Here is a 23,605-nt window from a genome sequence, read left to right as displayed (position 1 = left end):
TGCCGGAGCGAACCTGTGACGGACGGATGCACTGAAACCAGTGCTGTGCTTGGTGCACGAGGGTTGTTCGAAGGTCGAACAACATCCCGGACGAAGCACAAGAGGACTCGCCGGGGGACGAGAAATCTTGTTCCCTACGCAGGCGTTAACCTGATCAGGTTCAACGGGATCCGGTATTTACCGATCTCAGCCTTCCAACAAGGCACCCCGACAAGAACTCGGCCAGTCTAGACCATGCCGTGGGCAAATTGCCAATAGCGGTGCATTCAGCGTGATGAATGGCGTGATTGCGGGATTGTTGCGCCGAGTCAGCGCCACTACACTCGATTGCCGCCACAATGCTTGACGCCAGGAATGGCCCGTCTTAGCCTTGGGCGTTAAATTATCGCCGTAATATTCACACTAGGGATCGCCTCATGCTGCGCAAACTCTCACTGGCTCTCGCCGTGTCTTGTGCGACCAACGGAATGGTCTGGGCAGCTGAAGCGCCCTTGTCCGCCAAAACTGACCTGGTCAGCGTCTATCAGGAAGCGGTGGATAACAACGCCGACCTCGCTGCCGCCCGCGCCCAATACGGCGCGCAGAAAGAAGTCGTGCCCCAGGCCCGCGCGGGGTTGCTGCCGAACCTGTCGGGCGGTGCCGACATCAATAACGTGCGCACCCAGATCGACATACCCGCCGCCACGGCCAACCGCGACGCCCACTCCTGGCGCGCGACCCTGAGCCAGCCGCTGTTCCGCGCCGATCGCTGGTTCCAACTGCAAGCCGCCGAAGCCACCAACGAACAGGCGGCGCTGCAACTCTCGGCCACCGAACAGAACCTGATCCTGCAAAGCGCCGAGAGCTACTTCGCCGTGCTGCGCGCCCAGGACAACCTGGCCTCGACCAAAGCCGAGGAAAATGCCTTCAAGCGCCAGCTGGATCAATCCAACGAGCGCTTCGACGTGGGCCTGTCGGACAAGACCGATGTGCTGCAATCCCAGGCCAGCTATGACACTGCACGGGCCAACCGGATCCTGGCCCAGCGCCAGGTGGACGATGCCTTTGAAGCGCTGATTACCCTGACCAACCGCCAGTACAACTCGATCCAGGGCATTGTCCACACGCTGCCGGTGTTGCCACCGCTGCCCAACGACGCCAAGGCCTGGGTCGAGACCGCCGGTCGCCAGAACCTGAACCTGCTGGCCAGCAACTACGCCGTCACGGCCGCCGAAGAAACCCTCAAGCAGCGCAAGGCCGGCCACGCGCCGACCCTGGACGCCGTCGCACAGTATGAAAAAGGTGACAACGACGCCCTTGGCTTCAGCAACCCGAATGCCTTCGGCACGCCGTACCGTGGCGATGTGGAGCAGCGCACCATCGGCCTGCGCCTGAACATCCCGATCTACAGCGGCGGCCTGACCAGCTCGCAGGTGCGGGAGTCGTATTCGCGCCTGGGCCAGACCGAGCAGCAACGCGAAGGCCTGCGTCGCCAGGTGGTGGAAAACACGCGCAACCTGCACCGCGCGGTAAACACCGATGTGGAACAGGTCCAGGCGCGCCGCCAGTCGATCATCTCCAACCAGAGCGCAGTGGAAGCCACGGAAATCGGTTACCAGGTGGGTACGCGCAATATCGTCGATGTGCTGGACTCACAGCGCCAGCTCTACGCGTCGGTGCGCAACTACAACAACAGCCGCTACGACTACATCCTCGACAACCTGCGCTTGAAACAGGCGGCGGGCACCTTGAACCCAGGGGACCTGCAGGACCTGACGCGCTACCTCAAGGCCGACTACAACCCGGATCGCGACTTCCTGCCGCCGGACCTGGCCAAGGCCGCCGCCGAGCAGCTCAAGGCCCGCCCGGGCTACTGAGCACACCACAAAACCAATGTGGGAGGGTTCTACACCCTCCCACATTGGTAACGGTGTTAAGTCAGTGAGCTATCAGTCTATCCAAACCATCCAGCAAGCGCTTAAGCGCCCCCTGATTAGCCTGCATCACCTTGAGCCCCGCCTGCGCCATGCGGCGTGCATCCTGCGGCAGTTCGAACAGCTGGCGTACGGCCTCGGCCAGCCCTTCTGCGTCCTCCACCTCTCGCAACGCCCCCGCTTCGCGCATCATCGCGGTGATTTCGAGGAAGTTGAACACATGGGGGCCCATGATCACCGGCTTGGCCAGCGCCGCCGGTTCCAGCGGGTTGTGCCCGCCGGTCGCGACCAGGCTGCCACCGACAAAGGCGCTGTCGGCCAGGGCATAGAGAAACAACAGCTCGCCCATGGTATCGCCGAGCAGTACCGAGGTTTGCGCGGTCACCGGCTCGCCGCTGGAGCGACGCACCGTGGCAAACCCTTGTTGCGCGCACAACTCGAACATCGGGCCGAAGCGCTCCTGATGACGCGGCACCAGGATCAGCAGCGCGTTGGGATAGCTCTCGAGCAGTTGCCGGTGGGCCGCCAGCACCACGTCATCTTCGCCTTCGTGGGTACTGGCAGCGATCCACACCGGGCGCTCAGCGGCGCCCCATTGCTCGCGCAGGACGGCGGCACGCAGCGGCAGCTCGGGGTCGATGGTCAGGTCGAACTTGATCGAGCCGGTGACTTCGACGGTTTCCGGGCGTGCGCCCAGGCTCAGGAAACGCTGGGCCTCAGTCTCGGTCTGTACCGCGAACAGGCTCATTTCCGATAGCATCGGCGCCGTCAGCCTGGCAAAACGCGCATAGCCCTTGGCCGAACGCGCCGACAGCCGCGCATTGGCCAAGGCCACCGGAATACCGCGCCGGGCGCAGGCGTGGATATGGTTGGGCCACAACTCGGTCTCCATGATCACCGCCAGCCGGGGCTGTACACGATCGAGAAAACGCTTGGCTGCACAGGGCAAATCGTAAGGCAGGTAGCAATGCTGGATGCGCGGCTCGTTGGCGAACAACGCCTGGATGCGCTCGGAACCGGTGGGCGTCATGCAGGTGACGGTGACCGGCAGCTGTGGATAACGCGCCAACAAGCCGCGGATCATCGGCGCCGCGGCAATGCTTTCGCCCACCGACACCGCATGCACCCAGATCCCGCCCGGCTGCATCGCCGGCAAGCCATAGGAAAACCGCTCGCCGACGCGCCGGGCATAGGCCGGCGCCTTGCGTGCACGCAACCAGAGACGTAAGGCCACCAACGGCAGCGCCAGGTAAAACAGACAGCTGTAGAGAGTTCTATTCATGGCGGCGGAGTTTATCGGCTTTTTCAGTCGATCGCCTGCAAGCACTCGGCAAAACGTTTGGCGAGAAAGCGCGCGGCGGGGCCCAGGTGCTCGTCGCGCCGCCAGACCAGCTCCACCACCAGGGCCGGTGGCGTCCATTCGCTGTCCAATTCCACCATCTGCTGCTGATAGGTCGGGTATTGCACGATATGCCGTGGCAGCCACGCCCAGCCCAGGCCGCTCATCAGCCATTCGGCCAGTACGTAGAAACTGTCGGCACGCCACACCAGCGGGCTGGCCGCTTCGCTGCCGGGGTAGACACTGGTCTGGGTCGACATCAACAACTGGCGAAACTGGGCCAGGTGCTGGCACGTCACGTAGGGCTCCTTGGCCAACGGGTGGTTCACGCCGCACACCGTGACCATCTCCACGCTGCCTACCACCCGCCGCTCCAAGGCTTCGGGGATCTGGTCGTGATAGAACAGCAGGCCCAGGTCGGCCTGGCGCTCCACCAACTTGCGCGCCACATCGCCCTGGGCGGCGCTGGACAGTTGTACTTCCAGCAACGGGTATCGCCCCGCCAATGCCTCAAGGCTGTCGAGTACCGGCTGGAACAACATCGCTTCATCCTGGGCCAGGCGCAGGCAGGCTTCTTCACCGCGGGTCAGTGACAGTGCCCGGCCATTGAGGCGCTCACATTGGCGCAGCACTTCGCGGGCCTCCTCCAGCAACACACTGCCGGCTTCGGTGAGGCTGGGCTGGCGGCCGCTGCTACGCTCGAACAGGCTCACGCCAAGGTCGGTCTCCAGCATCGCAATCGCGTTGCTGACTGCCGATTGCGCCTTGCGCTGCCCACGCGCCACCGCTGAAAACGAACGCTGCTCGGCGACGCTGACAAACAAACGCATCTGCTCCAGGTTCCATTGCATGCTCATCCCACAACCCATCTTAATTTCGGATAGGTAATGACTTTACCCCATCTGATAAAACTCTAGAATGCCGGCCTTATCAGATTGCTTTACACCGAGGACTCACCCATGAACGCCGCCTACTGCTACCTGGCTATTGCCATCTGCTCGGAAGTGATCGCTACCGTTTCCATGAAAGCCATCAAGGGCTGGAGTACTCCCATCCCGCTGTTGCTGGTGATCGTCGGCTACGGCGTGGCGTTCTGGATGCTGACCCTGGTGGTGCGTACCGTGCCCGTCGGCGTGGCCTATGCGGTATGGGCCGGGATGGGCATCGTGATGGTGAGCATTGCCGCGCTGTTTATCTATGGGCAGAAGCTCGATGTGCCGGCGATGCTGGGGATGGGCCTGATTGTGCTGGGCGTGGTGGTCATCCAGCTGTTCTCGAAAACTGCAGGGCATTAAAAGCAGCAGTAAGTTGCGAGCGACAAGCGGCAAGAAAGAGCGCCGCGAATCGCTTCTAACTTGCCGCTTGCAGCCGATAACTTGTCGCTGCGCGCTATACTGCACGCCCTTTTCTATCCACGAGGTCTCGCGCGCATGCCTATTTCCACCGACGTCCTGATTGTCGGCGCCGGAGTTGCCGGCCTCTGGCTGAATGCGCGCCTACGCCGCCAGGGGTTTTCCACGGTGCTGGTGGAAAACGCCACATTAGGTGGCGGGCAAAGCGTGAAATCCCAGGGGATTATCCACGGCGGTGCCAAATACGCCCTGCACGGCGCCCTCACCGGCGCCTCCGAAGCGATTGCCGATATGCCGCGCCGCTGGCGTGAAGCCCTGGCCGGTGACGGCGAGCTGGACCTGTCCGGCGTGCGTGTGCTCTCGCAAGCCCATTACCTGTGGTCCCCAGGCACGATCGCCGGCAACCTCACCAGCTTTTTTGCCAGCAAAGCCGTGCGCGGCCGTGTCGATCAGGTCAAGGGCGACGACCTGCCGCCAGCCCTGCAAGACCGTGGCTTCAAGGGCAAGGTCTATCGCCTGGCCGAACTGGTGGTGGACGTACCCAGCGTGATCGAACGCCTGGCGCAACTGGCCGGTGACGGCTTGCTCGCCGGGCAGCATATCGCCCCCCTTTACGAAGGCGACACCTTGGTGGGCTTGAACGTCGATGGCCGCGAAATCCGCGCCCAGCGCATCGTCCTGAGCGCCGGTGGCGGTACCGCCGAACTGCTCGCCGCCCTGGGCCTGAGCCAGCCGGCCATGCAGAAACGCCCGTTGCATATGATCATCGCCAAGGGCCCAGGCCTGAAGCCGCTGTACGCCCACTGCCTGGGCGGCGGTACCAAGCCGCGCATCACTGTCACCACGCACCCGGCTGCCGATGGCCATTGGGTGTGGTACATGGGCGGCGACATTGCCGAGGCCGACGGCGTGGCACGCACACCCGAAGAACAGATCGCCACCGCCCGGAAAGAGCTGGCGCACCTGCTGCCCTGGATCGATATGAGCCAGACCCACTGGGCCACGCTACGGGTCGATCGCGCAGAACCCCTGCAATCGGGCCTGAGCCGGCCTGACAACGCCTTCGTCGCCGAAGAGGGCCGCCTGCTGGTGGGCTGGCCGACCAAGCTGGCGCTGGCGCCGGATTTCGCCGATCGCGTGATCAACAGCCTCGAACGCGACGGCATCCGCCCAAGCGCATCGGAGCCTTTGCCCGACCTGCCAAAACCCGCCATCGGCGTACCGGCCTGGGAGCAACTGTTGCCATGAGCCTGCCGACCCTGCACGACCTGCACCGCCCCTTGGGCAGCACCGGCCTGCTGGTGTCGCCGCTCGGCCTCGGCACCGTCAAGCTGGGCCGCGACCAGGGTGTGAAGTACCCCAGCGGCTTCACCATTCCCGATGACGACGAAGCACGGATGTTGCTGCGCCAGGCCCGCCAGCTGGGCATCAACCTGATCGATACCGCACCCGCCTACGGGCGTAGCGAAGAACGCCTGGGGCCACTGCTGCGCGGCCAGCGCCAGGACTGGGTGATTGTCAGCAAGGTCGGCGAAGAGTTCGAAGAAGGCCTGTCCCGCCATGATTTCAGCGCTGCTCATACACGGATGTCGATCGAACGCAGCTTGAAACGACTTGAAACGGATTTTATCGATCTGGTGCTGGTGCACTCCGATGGCAACGACCTGCACATCCTCAACGACTGTGAGGTGTACCAGACCCTCGCGCAGCTGAAACAAGAGGGCAAGATTCGCGGTTTCGGTTTCTCCGGCAAAACCGTCGAAGGTGGCGTGAAGGCTCTGGAACAAGGTGATTGCGCGATGGTCACCTACAATCTGAACGAACAGGCGGAAAAAGCCGTCATTGAGTATGCGGCGGCCCATGGCAAGGGCATCCTGGTCAAAAAGGCGCTGGCCAGCGGCCACGTCTGCCTGGAACCGGGAATGGATCCAATACACGCCAGTTTCATGCTGTTGTTTGCGCAAACGGGCGTCGCCAGTGCTATTGTCGGGACCATCAATCCGCTGCACCTGGCCCATAACGTGGCGACCGCTGCCAAGGTCATTCGTCAACTCTGATGCCGCCGACGCGGCCGACCCCGTCGCAAGAAGGAGCCGACATGCCGCGAACGCTCATAAGAAAAAACCCCAGCAACTTCAAGACACTGCCCCTGCACGTCGAAGCCACCCCCGAAGGCCTGATCTACCAGGGCGTGGGTATGCCGCTCAACTTCGCCCAGACCCTGCAACGGCGCAAGCCGGTAGAGGTGCCGGATGCCGAACGCTTCGCCCTGGAACTGGCCAACCTCGGCGTATCGGTGCGCCTGACCCTGCACTGGCAAAACAAGGATTACTGGGTGTTGGTGCGCCAGCGTCGCCAGGACCGTGGCGATGTGGTGCTCAAGCTGATCTCCGGCTACGTGCCCGCCCATGAACTGAACCTGCCGCTGCACACCGCCATCCAGGAGATTGCCGAGGAATGCCTGTTGGAGACCCCGGAAGGCTGGCTCGGCGGGCGCTTCAACGACACCTGGTTGCCGGCCCCCTACTCCGCCGCGCTGCATTACCGCGAAGCCTTGCCGTTTCGCCTGAGCCCTTTGTCAGGCGCCGCACGCCCGGTACGTTGCGCAACCACCCAACTGATCGAGCGCCCACGGGCCTATGTGCATGTGCCGACCGCGTCGCTGCAACTGATTTATGACTTGCGCCTGGAAGTGCCGAAGGAAGCCAAATCCCTGAGCCTGTTCCATGTGGATGAGCGGCTTGAAGGCGACCAGCTGGTGGCACGCCTGGACCGCCAGCGCCCGGACCTGTACCTGATGCCACTGAAAGACGGCCAACCGCTCGCTGAGCTCTACACCGTCAAGAAAGACCAGCTCTACCCCGCCAGCACCCGCGGTCTATACCTGGCGGAAAGCTTCGCCCAGCAGGAAGGTTGGCTGGTGCGCGACGAGCGCATTCGCTGGAAGGATTGGCTTCGCCAGCAAGGCCTGGCAGAGCCTGAGAAAGAATCGAAATTGAAGCGCCTGACCGGCAAGGCGCGCCAGATGCTGCGCAAGATCGTGCCAAAGAAAAAAACCAGCCGCTGAGGGCTGGCTTCGATAACTGTAGGAGCGAGCTTGCTCGCGAAAAACTCAAGGGCGCCGCTTTTAATCAGGATACCCGCGTTATCGTTGACGAGCTTCGCGAGCAAGCTCGCTCCTACAGGTGAACAGTCAGCCTCTGAGCAACCGCGCCAGGCCAACCGTCAGCGGGGTCGGCTCAGGTAGCTTGAAGCTGGCCAGCAAACGCTGGTTATTCGCCCGCGAATGCCGAATGTCTCCCGAGCGTGCCGGGCCGTAAGTCACGGCAGGCAACGTACCAATGGCCTCTTCCAGTGCCTGCAGCACCTGCTTGAGGGTAGTCGTGCGGTTCCAGCCGACGTTGATCGCCCCCAACGGCGCGTCCGGGGCTTCGATGGCCTGCACCAGCACGTCCACCAGGTCTTCCACGTACATGAAGTCGCGGGTCTGCTCGCCATCGCCGAACACGGCAATCGGCAGGCCTTGCTGAGCCCGTTCGCTGAAGATGCTGATCACGCCGGAGTACGGCGATGACGGATCCTGGCGCGGGCCGAAGATATTGAAGAAGCGGAAAATCACCGGCTCCAGGCCATGCTGGCGCCGGTAGAAGTCGAAGTAATGCTCGCCGGACAACTTGTCCGAGGCATAGGGCGTCAACGGCGCCTTGGTGGTCTCTTCGTCAATGGAAGCGCCTTCGCCGTTGTTGCCATACACCGCCGCGCTGGAAGCGAATACCACCCGCTTCACACCGGCTTTGCGCATGGCTTCGCAGACATTCAGGGTACCGACGAAATTGCTCTGGTGCGTGCTGACCGGGTCATCCACCGAAGCCTGCACCGAAGCTACCGCCGCCAGGTGCACCACCGCCGTCGCGCCGACAGCGGCACGCGCCACCAGCCCGGCATCGGCGACATCCCCCTCGAGCAGCTCGACGCGCGGGTTGTCCAGCGGCAGGTTGCTGCGTTTGCCCGTGGACAGGTTATCCAGCACACGCACTGCGTAGCCCTTGGCAAGCAGCGCATCGACCAGGTGCGAGCCAATGAAGCCCGCGCCACCGGTGATCAGGACCAACGGATCAGCCTTACTCATTGTTGCGAATCTTCTCGACAATGGCGGTGGTCGAGCTGTTCTCAACCAGGCCCAGCACTTTGACCTTGCCGCCGTAGGCACTGACGATGTCGGCACCGACCACCTGGTCGACGGAGTAGTCGCCGCCCTTGACCAGCACGTCCGGCTTGACCTGGGCCAGCAGGTTTTCCGGGGTGGCTTCAGGGAAGCTGATCACCCAATCCACCGCGCCCAACCCGGCCAATACCGCCATGCGTCGGTCGACGCTGTTGATCGGACGGCCAGGGCCTTTCAGGCGGCTGACCGACGCGTCATCGTTGACCGCGACGATCAGCCGATCACCTTGGGCGCGAGCCTGCTCCAGGTAGGTCACATGGCCGGCGTGCAGGATGTCGAAACAGCCATTGGTGAACACAATGCTTTCGTTGTGGGCGCGGGCATCGTCAATCGCCAGCAGCAATTGCTCGATGCTCAGCACACCACGTTCCGAACCTTCGGAGCGCTGGATCGCACGGCGCAGTTCAGGCGCGCTGATCGCGGCCGTCCCCAGCTTGCCGACTACAATGCCCGCCGCCAGGTTGGCCAGGGCCACGGCGTGGGGCAACTCTTCGCCGGCCGCAATGGAGGCCGCCAGGGTGGAAATCACGGTGTCACCGGCACCGGTGACGTCAAACACTTCACGGGCACGCGCCGGCAGGTGCATCGCCGGGTGACCGGGACGCAGCAGGGTCATGCCGTGCTCGCCACGGGTCACCAGCAAGGCGCCGAGGTCAAGGTCGGCCATGAGTGCCGCGCCTTTGCTCACCAGGTCGTGCTCATCGGCGCAACCGCCGACGATGGCTTCGAACTCGCTGAGGTTCGGTGTGATCAGGCTGGCACCTCGATAAATCGAGAAGTCCTTGCCCTTGGGATCGGCCAGTACCGGAATGTTCCGCGCCTTGGCGGCCTGGATCAGTTCCTGGTGGTTCTTCAGGGCGCCTTTGCCGTAGTCGGACAACACCAGCACCTTGATACCTTCGAGCAACGCGTCGACCTGGCCACTGAGAGCCAGGGCGTCGGTGGCGAAGGGTTCTTCGAAATCGATACGCAGCAATTGCTGGTGACGGCTCATCACCCTCAGCTTGACGATGGTCGGCTGATGGGCAATGCGCTGGAACAGCGCGCGCACGCCGGCGCCGCGCAGGCTGTTGGCCAGGCTGTCGGCGGCTTCGTCGTCGCCGGTCACACCGACCAGGGAGGCCGGGGCGCCGAGGGCGGCAATATTGAGGGCAACGTTGGCAGCGCCACCTGGACGGTCTTCGATTTGCTCGACCTTGACTACCGGTACCGGCGCCTCAGGGGAAATCCGTGAGGTACCGCCATGCCAGTAACGGTCGAGCATGACATCGCCGACCACCAAGACAGGGGCTTGATCGAATCGCGGCATGGACAACTTCATGGAGCAACCCACATACAAAATGAACAGGGGCGCGATATTAGCACAGGGTGAGCGCCGCCTAGTTCGAGAGCTTTATCCGCGATGCATCAGGCACTGAAACTGATCACTTTTTAAACAGTGCCGCCAGGATCTGCTCCACGGCTTCGGCCAACTCGACCTCATCGGTATTGATTTCGCAGTCGGCCGCAAGCGGTGCCTCATAGGGGCTGTCCAACCCGGTGAAGGCCTTGATGCGCCCCTCCAGTGCGGCGCGGTACAAGCCCTTGGGATCGCGCCGGGCACATACGTCAAAGGGCGTGCTGACATAAATCTCAAAGAACTGCTCCGGCCCGAACAGCGCCCTGGCCCGCGCCCGATCGACGCTGAACGGCGAGATCGCCGACACAATGACAATCAAGCCGGCGTCCACCATCAGGCGCGCCACTTCGCCGATACGCCGGATATTTTCCTTGCGCGCCGCGTCGCTCATGCCCAGGTCATTGCACAGCCCCGCGCGCAAGTTATCGCCATCAAGCACGAAGGTGTGCCGCCCCTGCTCGTTGAGTTGCACCTCCAGGGCATTGGCCAGGGTCGACTTGCCGGACCCGGACAGCCCCGTCAGCCATACGCAGCAGGGCTGCTGATGCTTGAGCGCCGCCCGTGCGGCCACGGACAGCGATAGGGAAAAGGGACGGATGGCAGCGCCACCGCCGGTCAGCAACTGGCTATTCATAACCCAACACCTCGTAGTCACGTTGATAGGCACGCCTGACCAATCGGCGCGTGCGCGAGGAGCAAAAGTCCCTGACCGCCTCGTGGCGACGCCCCAGGGAAACATTCAGATGTGGCAGGGATGAGTCCACGCCGAGGCGTTCGCACAGGTGCAGGAAGTCTTGCTGCAAAGACTCCTGGCGCCCGAGGAAGTCCATGGCCATCTGGCCCATGTGATCGACCAGGAAGTCGGTCTGGGGAGCAAAGTGCAATTGACGTCGCAGGTTATCCGGGTGCAGCCAGCCGGCAATGAAATGGTCGAAGTCGCGGTAGCTGGAAACGAGCGACTGGGCTTGCAGGTCGCGAGCGCCCATAGGGTTGCCGCGCAAGTAGGTATAGGCCGAGTAAGCGCGCTCCAGCGGGTCGCGTACGAAAGCGAATTTGAAGCTGCGCTCGCAGTGTTGGGGAAATTGCTGCTCATACCAGTAATACGGCAGATGCCCCGGCCAGCGCCCCTCGAGAAGTGCCGAGCACACGCTGCTGCCGGCGCATTTGGGCACATGGATAAACACGCACTGGTGTCGTTCGAAAGCCGGGTTAAGCGTTGCTACCCCAGACAGGGATTTGTTCACCGCCTGGCGATCCACCACCGACAAACGCCCCAGCAGAAACACCCTCTGGTGTTTGGGAAGCAGCTTCCACAGTAGACGTTGCAACATTCCAATACCCACGCAAGAAGGTTAGCCCTCTCGTTCGTCATTCGAATCGAGAAGGCCAACATAACAAACGACAAGCGCTGGATTATTTGGCTTTGGTCAAGCCCTGTAACGGGCCTGATACAAACACCGGGGCGCATTGCGCGCCCCGGCTGGTCAGGTGATGTTTGCCGTGGCCGGCTCGTCCAGCCCCATGGCGTGCAGGCGCGAGTAATAGCCGCCCATGGCCAGCAGTTCGAGATGTGTCCCGCGCTCGACAATTTCGCCGTGGTCCATCACCAGAATCAGGTCGGCTTTCTCGATGGTGGACAAACGGTGCGCAATCACCAGGGTGGTGCGACCTTTCATGACCTTGTCCAGTGCAGCCTGGATATGCCGCTCGGACTCGGTATCCAGGGCCGAAGTGGCCTCATCGAGGATCAGCAGCGGGGCATTTTTCAGCAGGGCCCGGGCGATCGCCAGGCGCTGACGTTGACCACCGGAAAGCAGCACGCCATTTTCACCGACTTCGGTGTCCAGGCCTTTTGGCAGCTCGGAGATGAAGTCCATGGCGTAGGCGTCGGCGGCGGCTTTCTCGATGTCGGCACGGGGTGCATCGGCCAGGTCGCCGTAGGCGATGTTGTTGGCCACGGTGTCGTTGAACAAGGTCACATGCTGGGTCACCTGGGCCACGTGACGACGCAGGTTACGCAGGCGGTAGTCTTCGATCTCGACCTCGTCCAGCAGGATTTCCCCGGTTTCATGATGGTAGAAACGCGGGATCAGGCTGGCCAGGGTCGACTTGCCGCTGCCCGAGCGGCCGACCAGGGCGATCATCTGCCCAGGGGCTGCGCTGAAGCTGATGTTCTTGAGCACCTCACGCTCCGTACCCGGGTAGGTGAAACTCAGGTTGCGCACGTCCAGGCGACCGCTGACGCGATCACGCTCCACAGTGCCGCTGTCGACTTCGGGCTCTTCATCCAGTTGTTCGAAGATGCTCTCGGCACCGGCCACGCCTTTCTGGATCGTCGAGCTGACTTCCGACAGCTGGCGAATCGGCTTGGGCAGCAGGCCCGCCGCAGTAATGTAGGCCACCAGGTCACCCGCCGTGGCTTCACCGCGCAACAGCAGCACCAGGAACATCAACGCGGCCATGGCCGTGTAGATCACCAGTTGCAGCATCGGCGTATAGACCGCACCGGTCTTGTTCATGCGCAGCTGCTTGTCGGTATTGCCCTGGCTGGCGGCGGCAAAGCGACGCTCCTCGTAGCTTTCGCCACCGAAGCTGCGCACCACGCGGTAACCCTGGATGGTTTCCGAAGCGACGTGCGTCACATCGCCCATTGCCACCTGGATCTTCTTGCTCTGCTTGCGGAATTTCTTGCTGGTGCTGCCGACCATGATCGCGATCAGCGGCAGGATCGCCAGCATCACGAGGGTCAGCTTCCAGTTCATCCACAGCAGGTAGCCGAACAGGAACACCACCGTCAGGCCTTCGCGGATCACCACCTTGATTGCATCGGTGGCCGCACCGGTGACCATGGTCACGTTGAAGGTGATACGGGAAATCAGGTGCCCGGAGTTGTGGGTATCGAAATAGCGGTTAGGCAACACCAGCAGCTTGTTGAACAACTGGACCCGCAGGTCATGCACCAGCCCCAGGGAAACCTTGGCCAGGTAGTAGTTGCCCAGGAACGACCCCAGCCCCTGCCACGCGGCGATCAGGATGATCAGCAGCGGCACGGCCATCAGCAACTTCAGGTCCTTGAACAACGGGATATTGGGCAGGAACACCACATCGGGGTTGCTCAAGCCATCGACGAAGTACTTGAGAATCCCGGCGAGCATTGGCTGGGTCGAAGCGAAGATCACGAAGCCCACGATACTCAGCAGGAACATGCCGAGGTACGGTTTCACATAGCCCAGCAGCCGGAAATAGATTTTCAGGCTGGATTCCTGGTCCGCTTTGGGCGGTGCGTCACTCATGTGTCGAGCTCACTGATTGGGTAGGACGCGAACTTTATCACACGCGTCGGGTTTGGCCCGAGCCCAGACCAAAACACTGGCCAGGGCAATCGGCAGCCAGGAGATAAACCACTCGGCCCGCGGCGTGCCGGTCAGGCTGGCGGCATCGAATTGCATGGCCAGGAACGAAAACACCCACATGCCGATGATGCCCTTGCCATAGAGCGTGTCGCGGGCCTTCCAGGCCTGCCACAGCACACCGAACCACAGGCCGCACCACAGCAGCAGGCCGGGCAGGCCCAACTCGATGCTCACGTGGGTGAACAGGTTGTGGGAGTGATCGAAAAAGAGGTTATCGGCAAATACCTTGTAGTCCCCGCCCAGCCCCAGGCCGGTCCACGGGCGCTCGCTGATCATCTGCACGGCGGCCATGAAGATCTGCGGTCGGTAAGACACACCCCGGGCCAGCACCAGGGACTGCATGGCGAAGAACACCGCCAGCGCCGCGATGACCGCACCAATGGCAATCACCGTGCTACGGCGGTCACGGCACCAGGCCGGCATTGCCACGACAGTCAGCAACAACGCCAGTGCGGCGCCGCGGCTTTGACTCAGCACTACGAACAACCCAAGCAACGCGATGGACACTGCCCATGCCACCTGCATCCAGCGACCGCGCGGCAGCCAGTGCAGCAACCACACGGCGGCCAGGCCGATCACATAGGCACCCAGGATCGGATGGCTCAACTGGCCCAGGCCTTCGAGGCGCGCATACCAGTCGTTATGCTCAAAGCCATAAAATTTGATGATCGCCAGGAGCGACGACAGGGCCAGGCCGAAACCACCCCATTGCATCACGCGGATCACCTGCTCGGTCCGGCCACAGGCGAGTACCGGGAAAAACAGCAGGAACACGCCGATGTACAGCAGACGCTTGGCTTCGCGCGAAGGGTCCTCGGCATTGGTCCACGTCAGGCTGATCGCCCCCCAAGCTGCCAGCAACCCGACCATCACGCAGAGCCAGCGCTGTTCGCGCCAGACCTCCATGAGACGCTCACGGGCCGACCAGGCAAACACCATCGCCGGCAACCACAGGAACAGCGTCAAACCCTGTTGATAAATCTTATTGGTCGGGGCAAAAGCAATCGCCAGCAAAAACCAAAGTAACCCGAAAATCATCCATACCTGCGCCCAACGACTTGCTTGCATCACCCGCTCCTGAATACGTTCAACCCGCCAACCCGGCATGGTTAAAACCCAAAACTTTCGGCATTATTACCGATCACTGTGCCCGCGACTCCCACAAGGCTTTCCGACGATGCAATGTTCAAGGCTTTCCCAAGCCGATTTAACCGCGATGATTGAAGGTGCCAGAATCCTGGAACAGGACAGCTACGGCCCCAAAGTCTACCTGCTGACCGACGGGAACATCCTCAAGCTGTTTCGCCGCAAGCGCCTGCTGTCGTCCGCGCTGTTCCGCCCGTACTCCAAGCGTTTCATCGACAACGTGGCGCAGTTGCAACAACGGGGCATCCCGACCCTGACCGTGCTCGCGTTCTTTCAACTGACGGCGCCCGGCATGACCGCCGTACTCTACCGCCCCTTGCCGGGCGAAACGCTGCGCCAGATTTCCAACCGTGAAGGCTTTGACTGGCACACCAACCTCGACCCGCTGGTGGCCCTTATTCGCCGCCTGCATGGCGCGGGCATCTACTTCCGTTCGTTGCACCTGGGCAATATTGTCGTGACACCGGACAATGAAATGGGCCTGATCGACGTGGCCGACATGCGTTTCCTGCGCTCGCCCCTGAACCCGGAACTGGCGAGGCGCAACCTGCAACACTTCGCCCGCTATATTGCGCGCGAGAAGCTGAACGAACACTTTCCAATGCAAGCACTGGAGCAAGCGCTGCTAGCGGCATGAGAACAGCCGCCGGGTGGTTTCAGTGAAATCGTTCCAGGCCTGCTCCGGCGCCAACGCCCGCGATTGAGCCTCGACAACCTGCACGCCGGAACTCACGAACGCGCGTGCCAGGAGTTGCCCCCAGGACGTGGCGCTGTCTACGGGCGCGTACCAGCCGGCATCACCCAGTTGTTCGCGGAACACTGCCAGCTCGCTGGTCAGTACAGGCACGCCGGCCATCACCGCCTCTTGCAGGATCAACCCCAGGCCCTCTTCCGTCGACGGAATGGCGACCCAGTCAAACGCCCGATAAAGGGTCGCCGCCTCAGGAAGATGCCCCGGCAGGTACACCTTGTCGCGCAAGCCAAGCGCCTCGATACGCGCCTCAAGCCTGGGCCTCGCCGGCCCCTCGCCGATGATCACCAGGCGCGCATCCGGCCGATCGGCCGTCGCACTGGCAAAGGCCTCCAGCAAACAGCCAAACCCCTTGCCGTCGACCAGTCGACCTACCGCCCCCACTGCCGGCGAGCCATCCAACGGCAGCCCCAGGCGGGATCGAGCCGGCTCACGGGCAAGCGCGGCGGCACGAAACACCGCAGGATCGAAGGCACTGCGCAGCACCGCCACGGGCCGTTGCAGGTAACGCTCAAGGGAGCCGGCGAGGGTTTGCGACACGGCCGCCAGCGTCAGTTGCGACGCCGGGAGTTGCTCGAAGAGCTTGCGATCAGCTTTGCGCAAGCGCGTGACGCCATGAAAAATCACCACGGCCCGCACCTGCGGCAGGTGCTTGAGCACCGGTAAAAGCACTCGCGCGACACCGATGCCATCTAGCAGTACAACCTGCACATCCTCAGGCAGGGCCTTCTGGAAGCGCGCACGCATCCAGGGCATCAGCCACTTCCACAGGTGCCGCCCCTTGAGCCTGGCGGATGAGAGGTTCCACTCGACGGCCTGTTCGACCAGGCCATCGCTGCCAGCGGCGCTGCCCTGAAGCAACCAGGTGTGCACCGGTACATCGCTGTCGGCCTGGGCCAGTATTTGCTGATGAACCTTCTGCACCGAAGCGAATGCAGAGCCACCAGCCCACATGATGTTGAGAATACTCATCGAAAAAACCTTATGCGGCGTTGGTGTGGCTCGTCGTATTTACTGGCGGATCAACCAACCGATGCCGACCCCCAGGATCAGCATGAGCACCAGCTTGACCCGCTCTCGCCGCTTGCGCCGCGCCTTGGTCAAGCGCTCTTCCGCCGTCGCCACATGCAAACCGAAACCGGCGTGCAAGACCGCATCGCCCTCCAGGGTGACGGCGCCCAGGTTCAGCTGCGCGTAACGCCTGGAAAGCCCTTTCTCACCCTCGAACCCGGCATAGGGCGCACATAACCGGTATTCCTTGATACGTCGCAGCCCCGGGTTCAGCGAGAACCCTTGCCACTCAGGCTTGTCGGACAGCAAGGAATAACAAGGTACCCCGCCAATCACCTCGCGCGGCCCCAGATGAATATAGGGGCTGTGCACCTGCAAGTCGTAAACGTAATTGCGCAACCAGACTTGGAGAATATCGGGACGCTGCTCCAGCACTGTCTTCGAATCCTCGACAAAACCGGGTCGATAAAACGCCCAGTCATCTTCGCAATGGAATATGTACGGGGTCTTGACCGACCCGTAGGCCAAGTCGATGGATGCCAATTGCCCCAGCTTCGGGCGGTTGATCAGGAACGTGCAATGGCCGAGCCAATGCTCGGGAATCGCCAGGCGTACCGCGTCATCGCCAGAGTCTTCGGTAATGAAGACTTCGCGGATGGCCGCTGTATTGAACAGATCGAAGCTCGCGAGCGTGCGCTTCAGCAAATCGAAGCGACCACAACTGGTCACGACGAGCGTTATATCGCTTTGAGCGGAGAATTGCATTCAAGCCTCGATAATATCATAAGGCCACCAAGCGCGGCCACCTGGCAGATATCAAACGCCTAGTTTCAAGCGCAGCGTTTCCAGCAAACTCAACGGTGCCCGGGGCCGCAGCGGCGGCTTCAGCGCCTCGACAATGCGCTGGCCGATGCGCGCAAAGCTGAACTGGCTGACCGCGAGGTCCTGCCCGTTGCGCGCAATCTCGGCCGCCAGTTGAGGATTGGATCGCAATGCAGCGAGTTTTTCCTGCAACTGGGGAATGTCTTTATAGAACACCACATTGACCATGTCCTTGAAGCCAAGGGCCTGGTTTTCCCCGGCACCCTGGTCAAACGCCAGCAGCACACAACCACAGGCCATGGCTTCGAAGTTCTTGATCATATACTCGCCCATGCCCACGTCGGCACTGACGAAAAAACGAATCCGGTTGAGGGTTGCGCAGTATTCCTCACCGGATTTGGTGCGCGTAACCACCAAAGGTTCAACGCGGGCCAACTCATCGAGCAATGCCTTGCGACCACTGTAGGCCACGCTGTTGGTGCTGCCGACAAATGCCAGCTCAATGTCGCGCTCCAATCCCTGGGCCTGCAACAGCGCCTGATCGTAGCCCTTGGGCACGAACACCGCATCGAAGCCTTCGGCGCGCAGGCGCTCGGTCACCATATGCCCCGAACTGATGACCCGCACCCACGGCAAGCGACGGTAATGGGCACTGAACTTGCCCGTGTACTTGCAGGGAATGTAGTTCTGGTAGGCATCGTGTTCGAGGATCACCAGGTTCGGGATCGTACGGATAAAGCCGGCCTGGCGAATCTCCTGCTTGAACCGCAGGAAGAACACGATGCGGTCATAACGGCTCACGTCGACTTCACGCTTGAAGTAACCGCGCAGGTTGCGCTGCTCAGCACTGCTCAGCCAGCGGGTATCACATTCGCAGTGCTCGGCAATGCCTTCGTACAGGCGATCGAGAATCGCGCGCTGTTCTTTCTGTACCAGAAACAAAACTTTCATGACCTTCCCTTTCACAACTGCCGTCACAAACGCCAGAACAACTCATGCCGTCGTACGGCCTTGCGGAAAAACTCGTTCTCACCATAAGGCGACCGCGCCCGTCCCGCCAAGACCCGTTGCAGCCAGCGCCGCACACGACGCTTGAACGGCGGGGCGGGTTGCAGGTCATGCATCATGCCCAGCGCCATGGCCTTGTCGCGCTGCCGGGCCGGCGACAGCGACAGGCTGCACGGCCACAGTTCCAGCGCGTCATCGAACAGCGGCGGCAAGGCAATACCGGTGCCCGCGTCGCCCATGGGCCAGCGGTCGTTGTCATGCAGGTGGTTGGCGTAGCCGAGCACGGTGGTCGGCTGCCACTCCAAACCTTGCAAGGCTTCGATCACCGCTTGCTGCGCACAGATGTGGTCCGGATGAGGATCCAGGACCGGATGGGGCAAGACGATCACTTCAGGGCGTGCGGTCAGCAGCAACTGACGCAGATCGGCGAGCAGGTTTTGCCAGGTCGGCAGGCCATCGGCATCCGCCGGCAACGGGAAAGGGTTGAATTGGCGGAACAGGCGGGTATCCGACAGGTCGGCCTCGCGCGAAGCGATCGGCTGATCAGGCGCAGCGCGCATCGCCGGCAGTTGCAGGCAGAAGTAACCCAGCTGCACACAGTGTGCCTGTGGTACGCCGGCCCAAAGCGGCACGGCAATGCTGTCCCAGGCACGCAGGCGCCCTTTGGTCCGCGCGGCCTCGACCGGATCCAGGCCCATGCGTTGATAGTGCTCGGCTTCGATTTCACCGGCGGTAAGGGTCACGATCCACGGCTTTTCGGCCTGGCTGTAAAGGCCGAAGGCAGCCAATTCGGCATCGTCGGCATGAGGCGCGATAACCATGACCCGCTGCGCCGAATAATCCGGCGTACCCCAGGCCCACAGCCGAGGAGCGCCCTGCAGGCTGCAAAAGCGCCCGCGTAAACGCAACTCACCGGACATCAGGGCCGGCGCCCAGCCACTGAGGTTCAGGTAGCGAACGCCATTCACCCCTCGCTCGAAGGCCTGTCGGTCAGTGCTCCCGCCGCCCAGAATCTCAATGGCCGGATCCAGGAAACGTCCCAACCAACCACTCTTGACCTTGATAGCCAATACCAGGGTCGCCTCGGCTTGCAGCGGCGAATCCACCCGCAGCCGGTCACCGTCGAAGCGAACCCCGGCCACCTCGGCATCCGTCGAAAACCGGTATCGGTAGTCTTCGTTGGGCGCATAAAACAGATGGTCGGCAAACCATGCCTCGTGGGCGATCCAGGCCAGCACACCGAGCGCCAACGGCAGCCACCACGCCACCCAGATACCAATCACCACCAGCAGCAGCAAGCCGATCAGCAAGCCGACCCGTTTGTTGCGCCGATGGCGCTTGAGCAATTGCTGTTTGCGGCTCATACGGTCAGCACCGGCACAGGGTTGCACCAACGGTCCTTGTACTCGCGGTCGGCACGCCCGAAGGAGAAACGCAGCGGCTTGCCGACTTCACGTGCCTGTTCCCAGGCGCCCTGGGTATTGAGGAAGCTCAGGACACTCCCCGGGCTGAACGCCCGGGTTTCAGGGTCGACGCCACCGTTGACGTACTCCACGCTGATCCACTCCGGCGACTCGACCCGGTACACCAACTGGACCGCGATGGGCGCATCATTGAGGAAGATCACCGAACCGATCAGCCATTCGCGCAGCAGCTCGATCACCTCGGCCATGCGTTCGGCGCCGGTGGCGACAAAGCCCCAGCGACGCAGGAACAGGTCGCAGTAGATCGCCGCCAGCTCCTCGCTGGAAAACTCGCTCACCGGTCGCACCACCCCACCGGCCTCTTCGAGCAAGCGCAGTTCGCGACGCTGGTTGTAGCGAAATTTCTTCGACAGTTCTTCCGGGGTGCGGGCCATGGCCAACTGTTCGGCCTGGGGCTTGAGGCCGCTGAAACGGCCTTCATTCAGGGCCGACAAATAGCGTGCACGGTGCCGCAAGGGCGCCTGGGCTGCAGGCGCGGCGGGCAGGATCAACTCGGCGTTGCCCAGGTCGAACAGGCCTTTTTTGCCGCGCTGCTTGAGCACATCCTTGGACAAGGCCAGGTCGCGCCCCCAGGTCGCGATGCAGGCTTGAAGCTCGCCGCCCTGCTCCCAGGCCAGGTAACGCACCGGGATGTCGGCCAGCCCGGCCAGACGTTCGATCACTTGTGGGTGGGTCGCGACACTGCCGCCAAAACGCTGCCAGGCATCGCTGTAGACCGGCGCATCGACGACGGACCAGCCACGCTCGCGCCAGCCTTGGAATCGATTGAGCATCAAGCCCCCGCGGTCAGTTCAATAACGTGTGGCAATTGCCAGAAGGTATCGCGTACCGCCTGATCCGAGAAACGCTCGCGCAGGCGCTCCAGCATCATTTCGGCGCACTGCCGTTGCTGGTGTTGATCCATTGCTGCCAGATGCCGCAGCCCCTGGGCAAGGTGTTCGGCATCGCCGAAGGGAAACAGGATACCCACGCCCTCGACCACCTCCTTCGCACCGCCACAGGCCGTGGCCAGCAACGGGACGCCGGCCGCCATGGCTTCCAGCAGCACCATGCCAAAGGGTTCATGGTCGGAGCTCAGGGCAAACACATCGAATGCCCGGAAGTACCGACGCGCATCCGGCACCTGGCCGAGGAACAGCACCTTGTCGGCAATGCCCAGCTCCCGTGCGAGGGCCTTGAGGTCCTGCTCCAGGCGCCCGCTGCCGAGGATCGCCAGGCGGCTTTCGGCCGGCAAGTGCGCCAGCGCCTGGGCAAAGCCCTTGAGCAGTGTGGCCTGGTCCTTGTCCGGGTGCAGGCGGCCGACATTGCCGACCACCCATTCGTCCGGCGACAACCCCAACGCGTCGCGCGCCTCATGTGCAGGCACCTGTGTGGCCTGCAAGGCGTCGACGTCGATGCGGTTGTACAACGTCTGGATGCGTGCCGCCGGCCAGGTCGGCAGGCAACGGCGCATATCGTCACGCACCGCGTCGGAAACCCCCAGCAGGCTCAGGCGCTTGCGGAAGATCCCGGCAAACAGCCTGCGACTGCGACGCTGGTAATCCCCAAAGGCGTGATGCACGCCAATCACCGGCAGCCGTGTGCCGAGCAAGGCGATGTAGATCGGCTTGAAACGGTGCGCGATACAAAAACTGAAGTTGCGCGACGCGGCGATCTTGCGCAGTTCACGAATGGCACCCAGCTTCAGGCCACGAATGGCCTTGGAGCTGAATTCCATGAACAACACTTCATCGGACGCACAACCGGCGGCCACGTGCGGGTCGGCGACCCCCGTGAGAAACACCGTGGTCACCTTGTAGCCGGAGCCTGCGAACAAACTGGCGTACTGCCGCGCGCAGTCCAGGAATGGCCCGTCATAGCCATGGCAGAACTGCAGGACGTGGCGTTCAGCCGAGCGCGTCATAAGGGTCCACGCCGTCCTTGACGACCAGGATGTCTTCCATGATCAGGTACTGCAGGTCAGAGCCGAAGAACATGTTCAGCGCGTCGGTCGGCGAGCAGATCATCGCTTCGCCACGACGGTTGAGCGAGGTGTTCAGGGACACGCCGTTGCCGGTCAGTACTTCCAGCTCTTTCATCATGTCGTAGTAGCGCGGGTTGTATTCGCGCTTGAGCACCTGGGCGCGGGAGGTGCCGTCTTCATGCACCACTTCCGGCACGCGGGTCTTCCACTCTTCCGACACTTCAAAGGTGAAGGTCATGAACGGCGCCGGGTGATCGACCTTGATCATCTGCGGGGCCACGGTGTCGAGCATCGACGGGCAGAAAGGCCTCCAGCGCTCGCGGAACTTGATCTGGTGGTTGATACGGTCGGCCACGCCGGTCGCACTTGGGCAACCGATGATCGAACGACCGCCCAAGGCACGCGGGCCAAACTCCATGCGGCCCTGGAACCAGGCCACCGGGTTGCCGTCGACCATGATCTTGGCAATGCGCTTGGGCATGTTCTCGATCCTGCGCCAGTTCGGCTTGCTCTCGTGCTTGGCGCAGGCGGCGATCACGTCTTCGTTGCTGTAGGACGGGCCGAGGTAGACGTGTTCCATCTTCTCCACCGGTACACCACGGGCGTGGGACACGTAGGCGGCGGCACCGACGGCGGTGCCGGCATCGCCGGACGCCGGCTGCACGAACAGCTCTTTCACGTCGTCACGGGCAATGATCTTCTGGTTCAGCTTGACGTTCAGCGCGCAGCCGCCGGCGAAGGCCAGCTTGCCGGTGTCCTTGAGGATATCGCCCAGGTAATGGTCGATCATCTGCAAGGCCAGCTTTTCAAACAGCGCCTGCATGCTGGCGGCGTAGTGAATGTACGGCTCGTCGGCGATGTCGCCTTCGCGCTTGGGGCCCAGCCACTCGATCAGTTTCGGCGAGAAGTAGAAGCCCTTGCCCTTCTCTTTATAACGGCGCAGGCCAATGACGTTGGCGTAGTCGGTGTTGATCACCAGCTCGCCGTTTTCAAACGAGGCCAGGCGCGAGAAGTCGTACTTGCTGGCATCGCCGTACGGCGCCATGCCCATGACCTTGAACTCGCCGTCGAGCATCTCGAAACCGAGGAACTCGGTGATCGCGCCGTACAGGCCGCCGAGGGAGTCCGGATCGTAGAATTCCTTGATCTTGTGGATCTTGCCGTTTTCGCCGTAGCCGAAGAACGTGGTGGCGTACTCACCCTTGCCGTCGATGCCGAGGATCGCGGTCTTCTCCTGGAAGCCGGAGCAGTGGTAGGCGCTGGACGCGTGGGCCAGGTGGTGTTCAACCGGTTCGATCTTGATTTTCTTCGGGTCGAAGCCCAGTTGCTCCAGGCACCAGACGATCTTGTTGCGATAGCGCTTGTAGCGACGGTTGCCCATCAGGATCGCGTCAAGTGCGCGGTCCGGGGCGTACCAGTAACGCTTGGCGTAGTGCCAGCGCGCCTCGCCGAACAGGCTGATCGGGGCGAACGGGATCGCCACCACATCAACGTCGGAAGGCTTGATGCCGGCCTGTTCCAGGCAGAACTTCGCCGACTCGTAGGGCATGCGGTTCTTTGCATGTTTGTCGCGTACGAAGCGCTCTTCTTCGGCGGCCGCGATCAGCTTGCCGTCGATATACAAGGCTGCGGAAGGATCATGGCTAAGGGCGCCGGACAGGCCAAGAATCGTCAATGCCACAGGGGTCTAGCCTCTTTTAGTCTGCATGCAGGCGGGTTGCGCCTGAAAAAAGTGTGCTTCCCGCCTGGGCAGGAAACAGCTAAAGGGCGGGATTATAG

21 protein-coding genes and 1 riboswitch are annotated in these 23,605 nt (G+C 62.3%); of the genes, 6 read left to right on the top strand and 15 right to left on the bottom strand.

The features are described 5' to 3' along the window. Window positions 1-114 precede the first annotated feature (114 nt). Window positions 115-220: riboswitch (TPP riboswitch) on the bottom strand. Window positions 221-416: 196 nt separating this feature from the next. Further along, window positions 417-1,856, top strand: coding sequence for a TolC family outer membrane protein (locus tag Q8X51_RS21910; protein ID WP_407693579.1), 1,440 nt, complete (start codon window positions 417-419; stop codon window positions 1,854-1,856). A gap of 61 nt (window positions 1,857-1,917) precedes the next feature. Here the strand turns inward: Q8X51_RS21910 and waaA are convergent, their stop codons facing one another. Continuing rightward, window positions 1,918-3,195, bottom strand: a complete 1,278-nt coding sequence (waaA, locus tag Q8X51_RS21905; protein ID WP_065925645.1) for a lipid IV(A) 3-deoxy-D-manno-octulosonic acid transferase — start codon at window positions 3,193-3,195, stop codon at window positions 1,918-1,920. Between the two features lie 23 nt (window positions 3,196-3,218). Further along, window positions 3,219-4,109: a LysR family transcriptional regulator gene (locus Q8X51_RS21900; RefSeq protein WP_065925646.1), complete on the bottom strand. Its 891-nt coding sequence runs from the start codon at window positions 4,107-4,109 to the stop codon at window positions 3,219-3,221. Window positions 4,110-4,211: 102 nt separating this feature from the next. On the opposite strand from Q8X51_RS21900, the gene Q8X51_RS21895 reads away from it, so the two are divergent. The 4 genes from Q8X51_RS21895 (at window position 4,212) to Q8X51_RS21880 (ending at window position 7,671) form a co-directional block, all read left to right on the top strand. After that, window positions 4,212-4,547 (top strand): DMT family transporter, encoded by a 336-nt coding sequence (locus tag Q8X51_RS21895; RefSeq protein ID WP_027604927.1) that lies wholly within the window; start codon window positions 4,212-4,214, stop codon window positions 4,545-4,547. A gap of 135 nt (window positions 4,548-4,682) precedes the next feature. Then, a complete protein-coding gene (locus tag Q8X51_RS21890) occupies window positions 4,683-5,852 on the top strand; it encodes an NAD(P)/FAD-dependent oxidoreductase (RefSeq protein ID WP_323145863.1) in 1,170 nt (389 codons plus the stop codon). Beyond that, window positions 5,849-6,661, top strand: coding sequence for an aldo/keto reductase (locus tag Q8X51_RS21885; protein ID WP_065946617.1), 813 nt, complete (start codon window positions 5,849-5,851; stop codon window positions 6,659-6,661). The genes Q8X51_RS21890 and Q8X51_RS21885 overlap by 4 nt, the downstream gene beginning before the upstream one ends. A gap of 41 nt (window positions 6,662-6,702) precedes the next feature. Further along, on the top strand, window positions 6,703-7,671 hold the full coding sequence (locus tag Q8X51_RS21880) for a metal ABC transporter ATPase (RefSeq protein ID WP_074848564.1): 969 nt from the start codon (window positions 6,703-6,705) through the stop codon (window positions 7,669-7,671). Window positions 7,672-7,797: 126 nt separating this feature from the next. On the opposite strand, the gene Q8X51_RS21875 is transcribed toward Q8X51_RS21880, so the two are convergent. From Q8X51_RS21875 to Q8X51_RS21850, 6 genes are all read right to left on the bottom strand, one after another. Further along, complete coding sequence (locus Q8X51_RS21875; protein ID WP_407693578.1) at window positions 7,798-8,733, bottom strand: NAD-dependent epimerase/dehydratase family protein; 936 nt, start codon at window positions 8,731-8,733, stop codon at window positions 7,798-7,800. After that, window positions 8,726-10,150, bottom strand: a complete 1,425-nt coding sequence (gene hldE / locus Q8X51_RS21870; RefSeq protein WP_065925651.1) for a bifunctional D-glycero-beta-D-manno-heptose-7-phosphate kinase/D-glycero-beta-D-manno-heptose 1-phosphate adenylyltransferase HldE — start codon at window positions 10,148-10,150, stop codon at window positions 8,726-8,728. The genes Q8X51_RS21875 and hldE overlap by 8 nt, the downstream gene beginning before the upstream one ends. Before the next feature lie 103 nt (window positions 10,151-10,253). Further along, complete coding sequence (gene cysC, locus Q8X51_RS21865; RefSeq protein WP_074848563.1) at window positions 10,254-10,862, bottom strand: adenylyl-sulfate kinase; 609 nt, start codon at window positions 10,860-10,862, stop codon at window positions 10,254-10,256. Next, window positions 10,855-11,559: a sulfotransferase family 2 domain-containing protein gene (locus tag Q8X51_RS21860; RefSeq protein WP_065925653.1), complete on the bottom strand. Its 705-nt coding sequence runs from the start codon at window positions 11,557-11,559 to the stop codon at window positions 10,855-10,857. The genes cysC and Q8X51_RS21860 overlap by 8 nt, the downstream gene beginning before the upstream one ends. 153 nt (window positions 11,560-11,712) lie before the next feature. Next, complete coding sequence (gene msbA, locus Q8X51_RS21855; protein ID WP_065925654.1) at window positions 11,713-13,521, bottom strand: lipid A export permease/ATP-binding protein MsbA; 1,809 nt, start codon at window positions 13,519-13,521, stop codon at window positions 11,713-11,715. A gap of 9 nt (window positions 13,522-13,530) precedes the next feature. After that, window positions 13,531-14,709: an O-antigen ligase family protein gene (locus tag Q8X51_RS21850; RefSeq protein WP_027604936.1), complete on the bottom strand. Its 1,179-nt coding sequence runs from the start codon at window positions 14,707-14,709 to the stop codon at window positions 13,531-13,533. A gap of 148 nt (window positions 14,710-14,857) precedes the next feature. Here Q8X51_RS21850 and Q8X51_RS21845 point away from each other — a divergent pair, with 148 nt between their 5' ends. Continuing rightward, complete coding sequence (locus Q8X51_RS21845; protein WP_407693577.1) at window positions 14,858-15,424, top strand: toluene tolerance protein; 567 nt, start codon at window positions 14,858-14,860, stop codon at window positions 15,422-15,424. Here Q8X51_RS21845 and Q8X51_RS21840 read toward each other — a convergent pair. The 7 genes from Q8X51_RS21840 to Q8X51_RS21810 are packed head-to-tail and all read right to left on the bottom strand — an operon-like array spanning window position 15,413 to window position 23,507. Beyond that, window positions 15,413-16,510, bottom strand: coding sequence for a glycosyltransferase (locus Q8X51_RS21840; RefSeq protein WP_065925655.1), 1,098 nt, complete (start codon window positions 16,508-16,510; stop codon window positions 15,413-15,415). The two genes, Q8X51_RS21845 and Q8X51_RS21840, sit on opposite strands and share 12 nt — an antisense overlap. A 39-nt stretch (window positions 16,511-16,549) precedes the next feature. Then, window positions 16,550-17,314 (bottom strand): glycosyltransferase family 2 protein, encoded by a 765-nt coding sequence (locus Q8X51_RS21835; RefSeq protein WP_407693576.1) that lies wholly within the window; start codon window positions 17,312-17,314, stop codon window positions 16,550-16,552. A gap of 51 nt (window positions 17,315-17,365) precedes the next feature. Next, window positions 17,366-18,322: a glycosyltransferase family protein gene (locus tag Q8X51_RS21830; protein ID WP_065925656.1), complete on the bottom strand. Its 957-nt coding sequence runs from the start codon at window positions 18,320-18,322 to the stop codon at window positions 17,366-17,368. A gap of 23 nt (window positions 18,323-18,345) precedes the next feature. After that, entirely contained in the window at window positions 18,346-19,743 is a 1,398-nt protein-coding gene (locus Q8X51_RS21825) for a PIG-L deacetylase family protein (RefSeq protein ID WP_407693575.1), read from the bottom strand. Further along, entirely contained in the window at window positions 19,740-20,636 is an 897-nt protein-coding gene (locus Q8X51_RS21820; protein WP_065925658.1) for a GNAT family N-acetyltransferase, read from the bottom strand. The genes Q8X51_RS21825 and Q8X51_RS21820 overlap by 4 nt, the downstream gene beginning before the upstream one ends. Next, window positions 20,636-21,766, bottom strand: a complete 1,131-nt coding sequence (locus tag Q8X51_RS21815; RefSeq protein ID WP_074848550.1) for a glycosyltransferase — start codon at window positions 21,764-21,766, stop codon at window positions 20,636-20,638. The genes Q8X51_RS21820 and Q8X51_RS21815 overlap by 1 nt, the downstream gene beginning before the upstream one ends. Next, on the bottom strand, window positions 21,750-23,507 hold the full coding sequence (locus Q8X51_RS21810; protein ID WP_027604944.1) for a carbamoyltransferase family protein: 1,758 nt from the start codon (window positions 23,505-23,507) through the stop codon (window positions 21,750-21,752). Before Q8X51_RS21810 ends, Q8X51_RS21815 begins: the two co-directional genes overlap by 17 nt. Window positions 23,508-23,605 lie beyond the last annotated feature (98 nt).

Origin of the sequence: Pseudomonas sp. Yb2C2 (assembly GCF_052112325.1) — a bacterium.
Lineage (GTDB): Bacteria > Pseudomonadota > Gammaproteobacteria > Pseudomonadales > Pseudomonadaceae > Aquipseudomonas > Aquipseudomonas marginalis.
This window is presented reverse-complemented; position numbering and strand designations above follow the sequence as displayed.

What these genes read in the sequence shown, in the direction of transcription:
- Q8X51_RS21830 (WP_065925656.1), bottom strand. Translation starts at nt 18,322, where the DNA reads ATGAAAGTTTTGTTTCTGGTACAGAAAGAACAGCGCGCGATTCTCGAT.
- Q8X51_RS21880 (WP_074848564.1), top strand. Translation starts at nt 6,703, where the DNA reads ATGCCGCGAACGCTCATAAGAAAAAACCCCAGCAACTTCAAGACACTG.
- waaA (WP_065925645.1), bottom strand. Translation starts at nt 3,195, where the DNA reads ATGAATAGAACTCTCTACAGCTGTCTGTTTTACCTGGCGCTGCCGTTG.
- Q8X51_RS21815 (WP_074848550.1), bottom strand. Translation starts at nt 21,766, where the DNA reads ATGACGCGCTCGGCTGAACGCCACGTCCTGCAGTTCTGCCATGGCTAT.
- Q8X51_RS21875 (WP_407693578.1), bottom strand. Translation starts at nt 8,733, where the DNA reads ATGAGTAAGGCTGATCCGTTGGTCCTGATCACCGGTGGCGCGGGCTTC.
- Q8X51_RS21825 (WP_407693575.1), bottom strand. Translation starts at nt 19,743, where the DNA reads ATGAGCCGCAAACAGCAATTGCTCAAGCGCCATCGGCGCAACAAACGG.
- Q8X51_RS21835 (WP_407693576.1), bottom strand. Translation starts at nt 17,314, where the DNA reads ATGCAATTCTCCGCTCAAAGCGATATAACGCTCGTCGTGACCAGTTGT.
- Q8X51_RS21900 (WP_065925646.1), bottom strand. Translation starts at nt 4,109, where the DNA reads ATGAGCATGCAATGGAACCTGGAGCAGATGCGTTTGTTTGTCAGCGTC.
- msbA (WP_065925654.1), bottom strand. Translation starts at nt 13,521, where the DNA reads ATGAGTGACGCACCGCCCAAAGCGGACCAGGAATCCAGCCTGAAAATC.
- Q8X51_RS21850 (WP_027604936.1), bottom strand. Translation starts at nt 14,709, where the DNA reads ATGCAAGCAAGTCGTTGGGCGCAGGTATGGATGATTTTCGGGTTACTT.
- Q8X51_RS21885 (WP_065946617.1), top strand. Translation starts at nt 5,849, where the DNA reads ATGAGCCTGCCGACCCTGCACGACCTGCACCGCCCCTTGGGCAGCACC.
- Q8X51_RS21860 (WP_065925653.1), bottom strand. Translation starts at nt 11,559, where the DNA reads ATGTTGCAACGTCTACTGTGGAAGCTGCTTCCCAAACACCAGAGGGTG.
- Q8X51_RS21840 (WP_065925655.1), bottom strand. Translation starts at nt 16,510, where the DNA reads ATGAGTATTCTCAACATCATGTGGGCTGGTGGCTCTGCATTCGCTTCG.
- Q8X51_RS21910 (WP_407693579.1), top strand. Translation starts at nt 417, where the DNA reads ATGCTGCGCAAACTCTCACTGGCTCTCGCCGTGTCTTGTGCGACCAAC.
- Q8X51_RS21895 (WP_027604927.1), top strand. Translation starts at nt 4,212, where the DNA reads ATGAACGCCGCCTACTGCTACCTGGCTATTGCCATCTGCTCGGAAGTG.
- cysC (WP_074848563.1), bottom strand. Translation starts at nt 10,862, where the DNA reads ATGAATAGCCAGTTGCTGACCGGCGGTGGCGCTGCCATCCGTCCCTTT.
- Q8X51_RS21890 (WP_323145863.1), top strand. Translation starts at nt 4,683, where the DNA reads ATGCCTATTTCCACCGACGTCCTGATTGTCGGCGCCGGAGTTGCCGGC.
- hldE (WP_065925651.1), bottom strand. Translation starts at nt 10,150, where the DNA reads ATGAAGTTGTCCATGCCGCGATTCGATCAAGCCCCTGTCTTGGTGGTC.
- Q8X51_RS21820 (WP_065925658.1), bottom strand. Translation starts at nt 20,636, where the DNA reads ATGCTCAATCGATTCCAAGGCTGGCGCGAGCGTGGCTGGTCCGTCGTC.
- Q8X51_RS21845 (WP_407693577.1), top strand. Translation starts at nt 14,858, where the DNA reads ATGATTGAAGGTGCCAGAATCCTGGAACAGGACAGCTACGGCCCCAAA.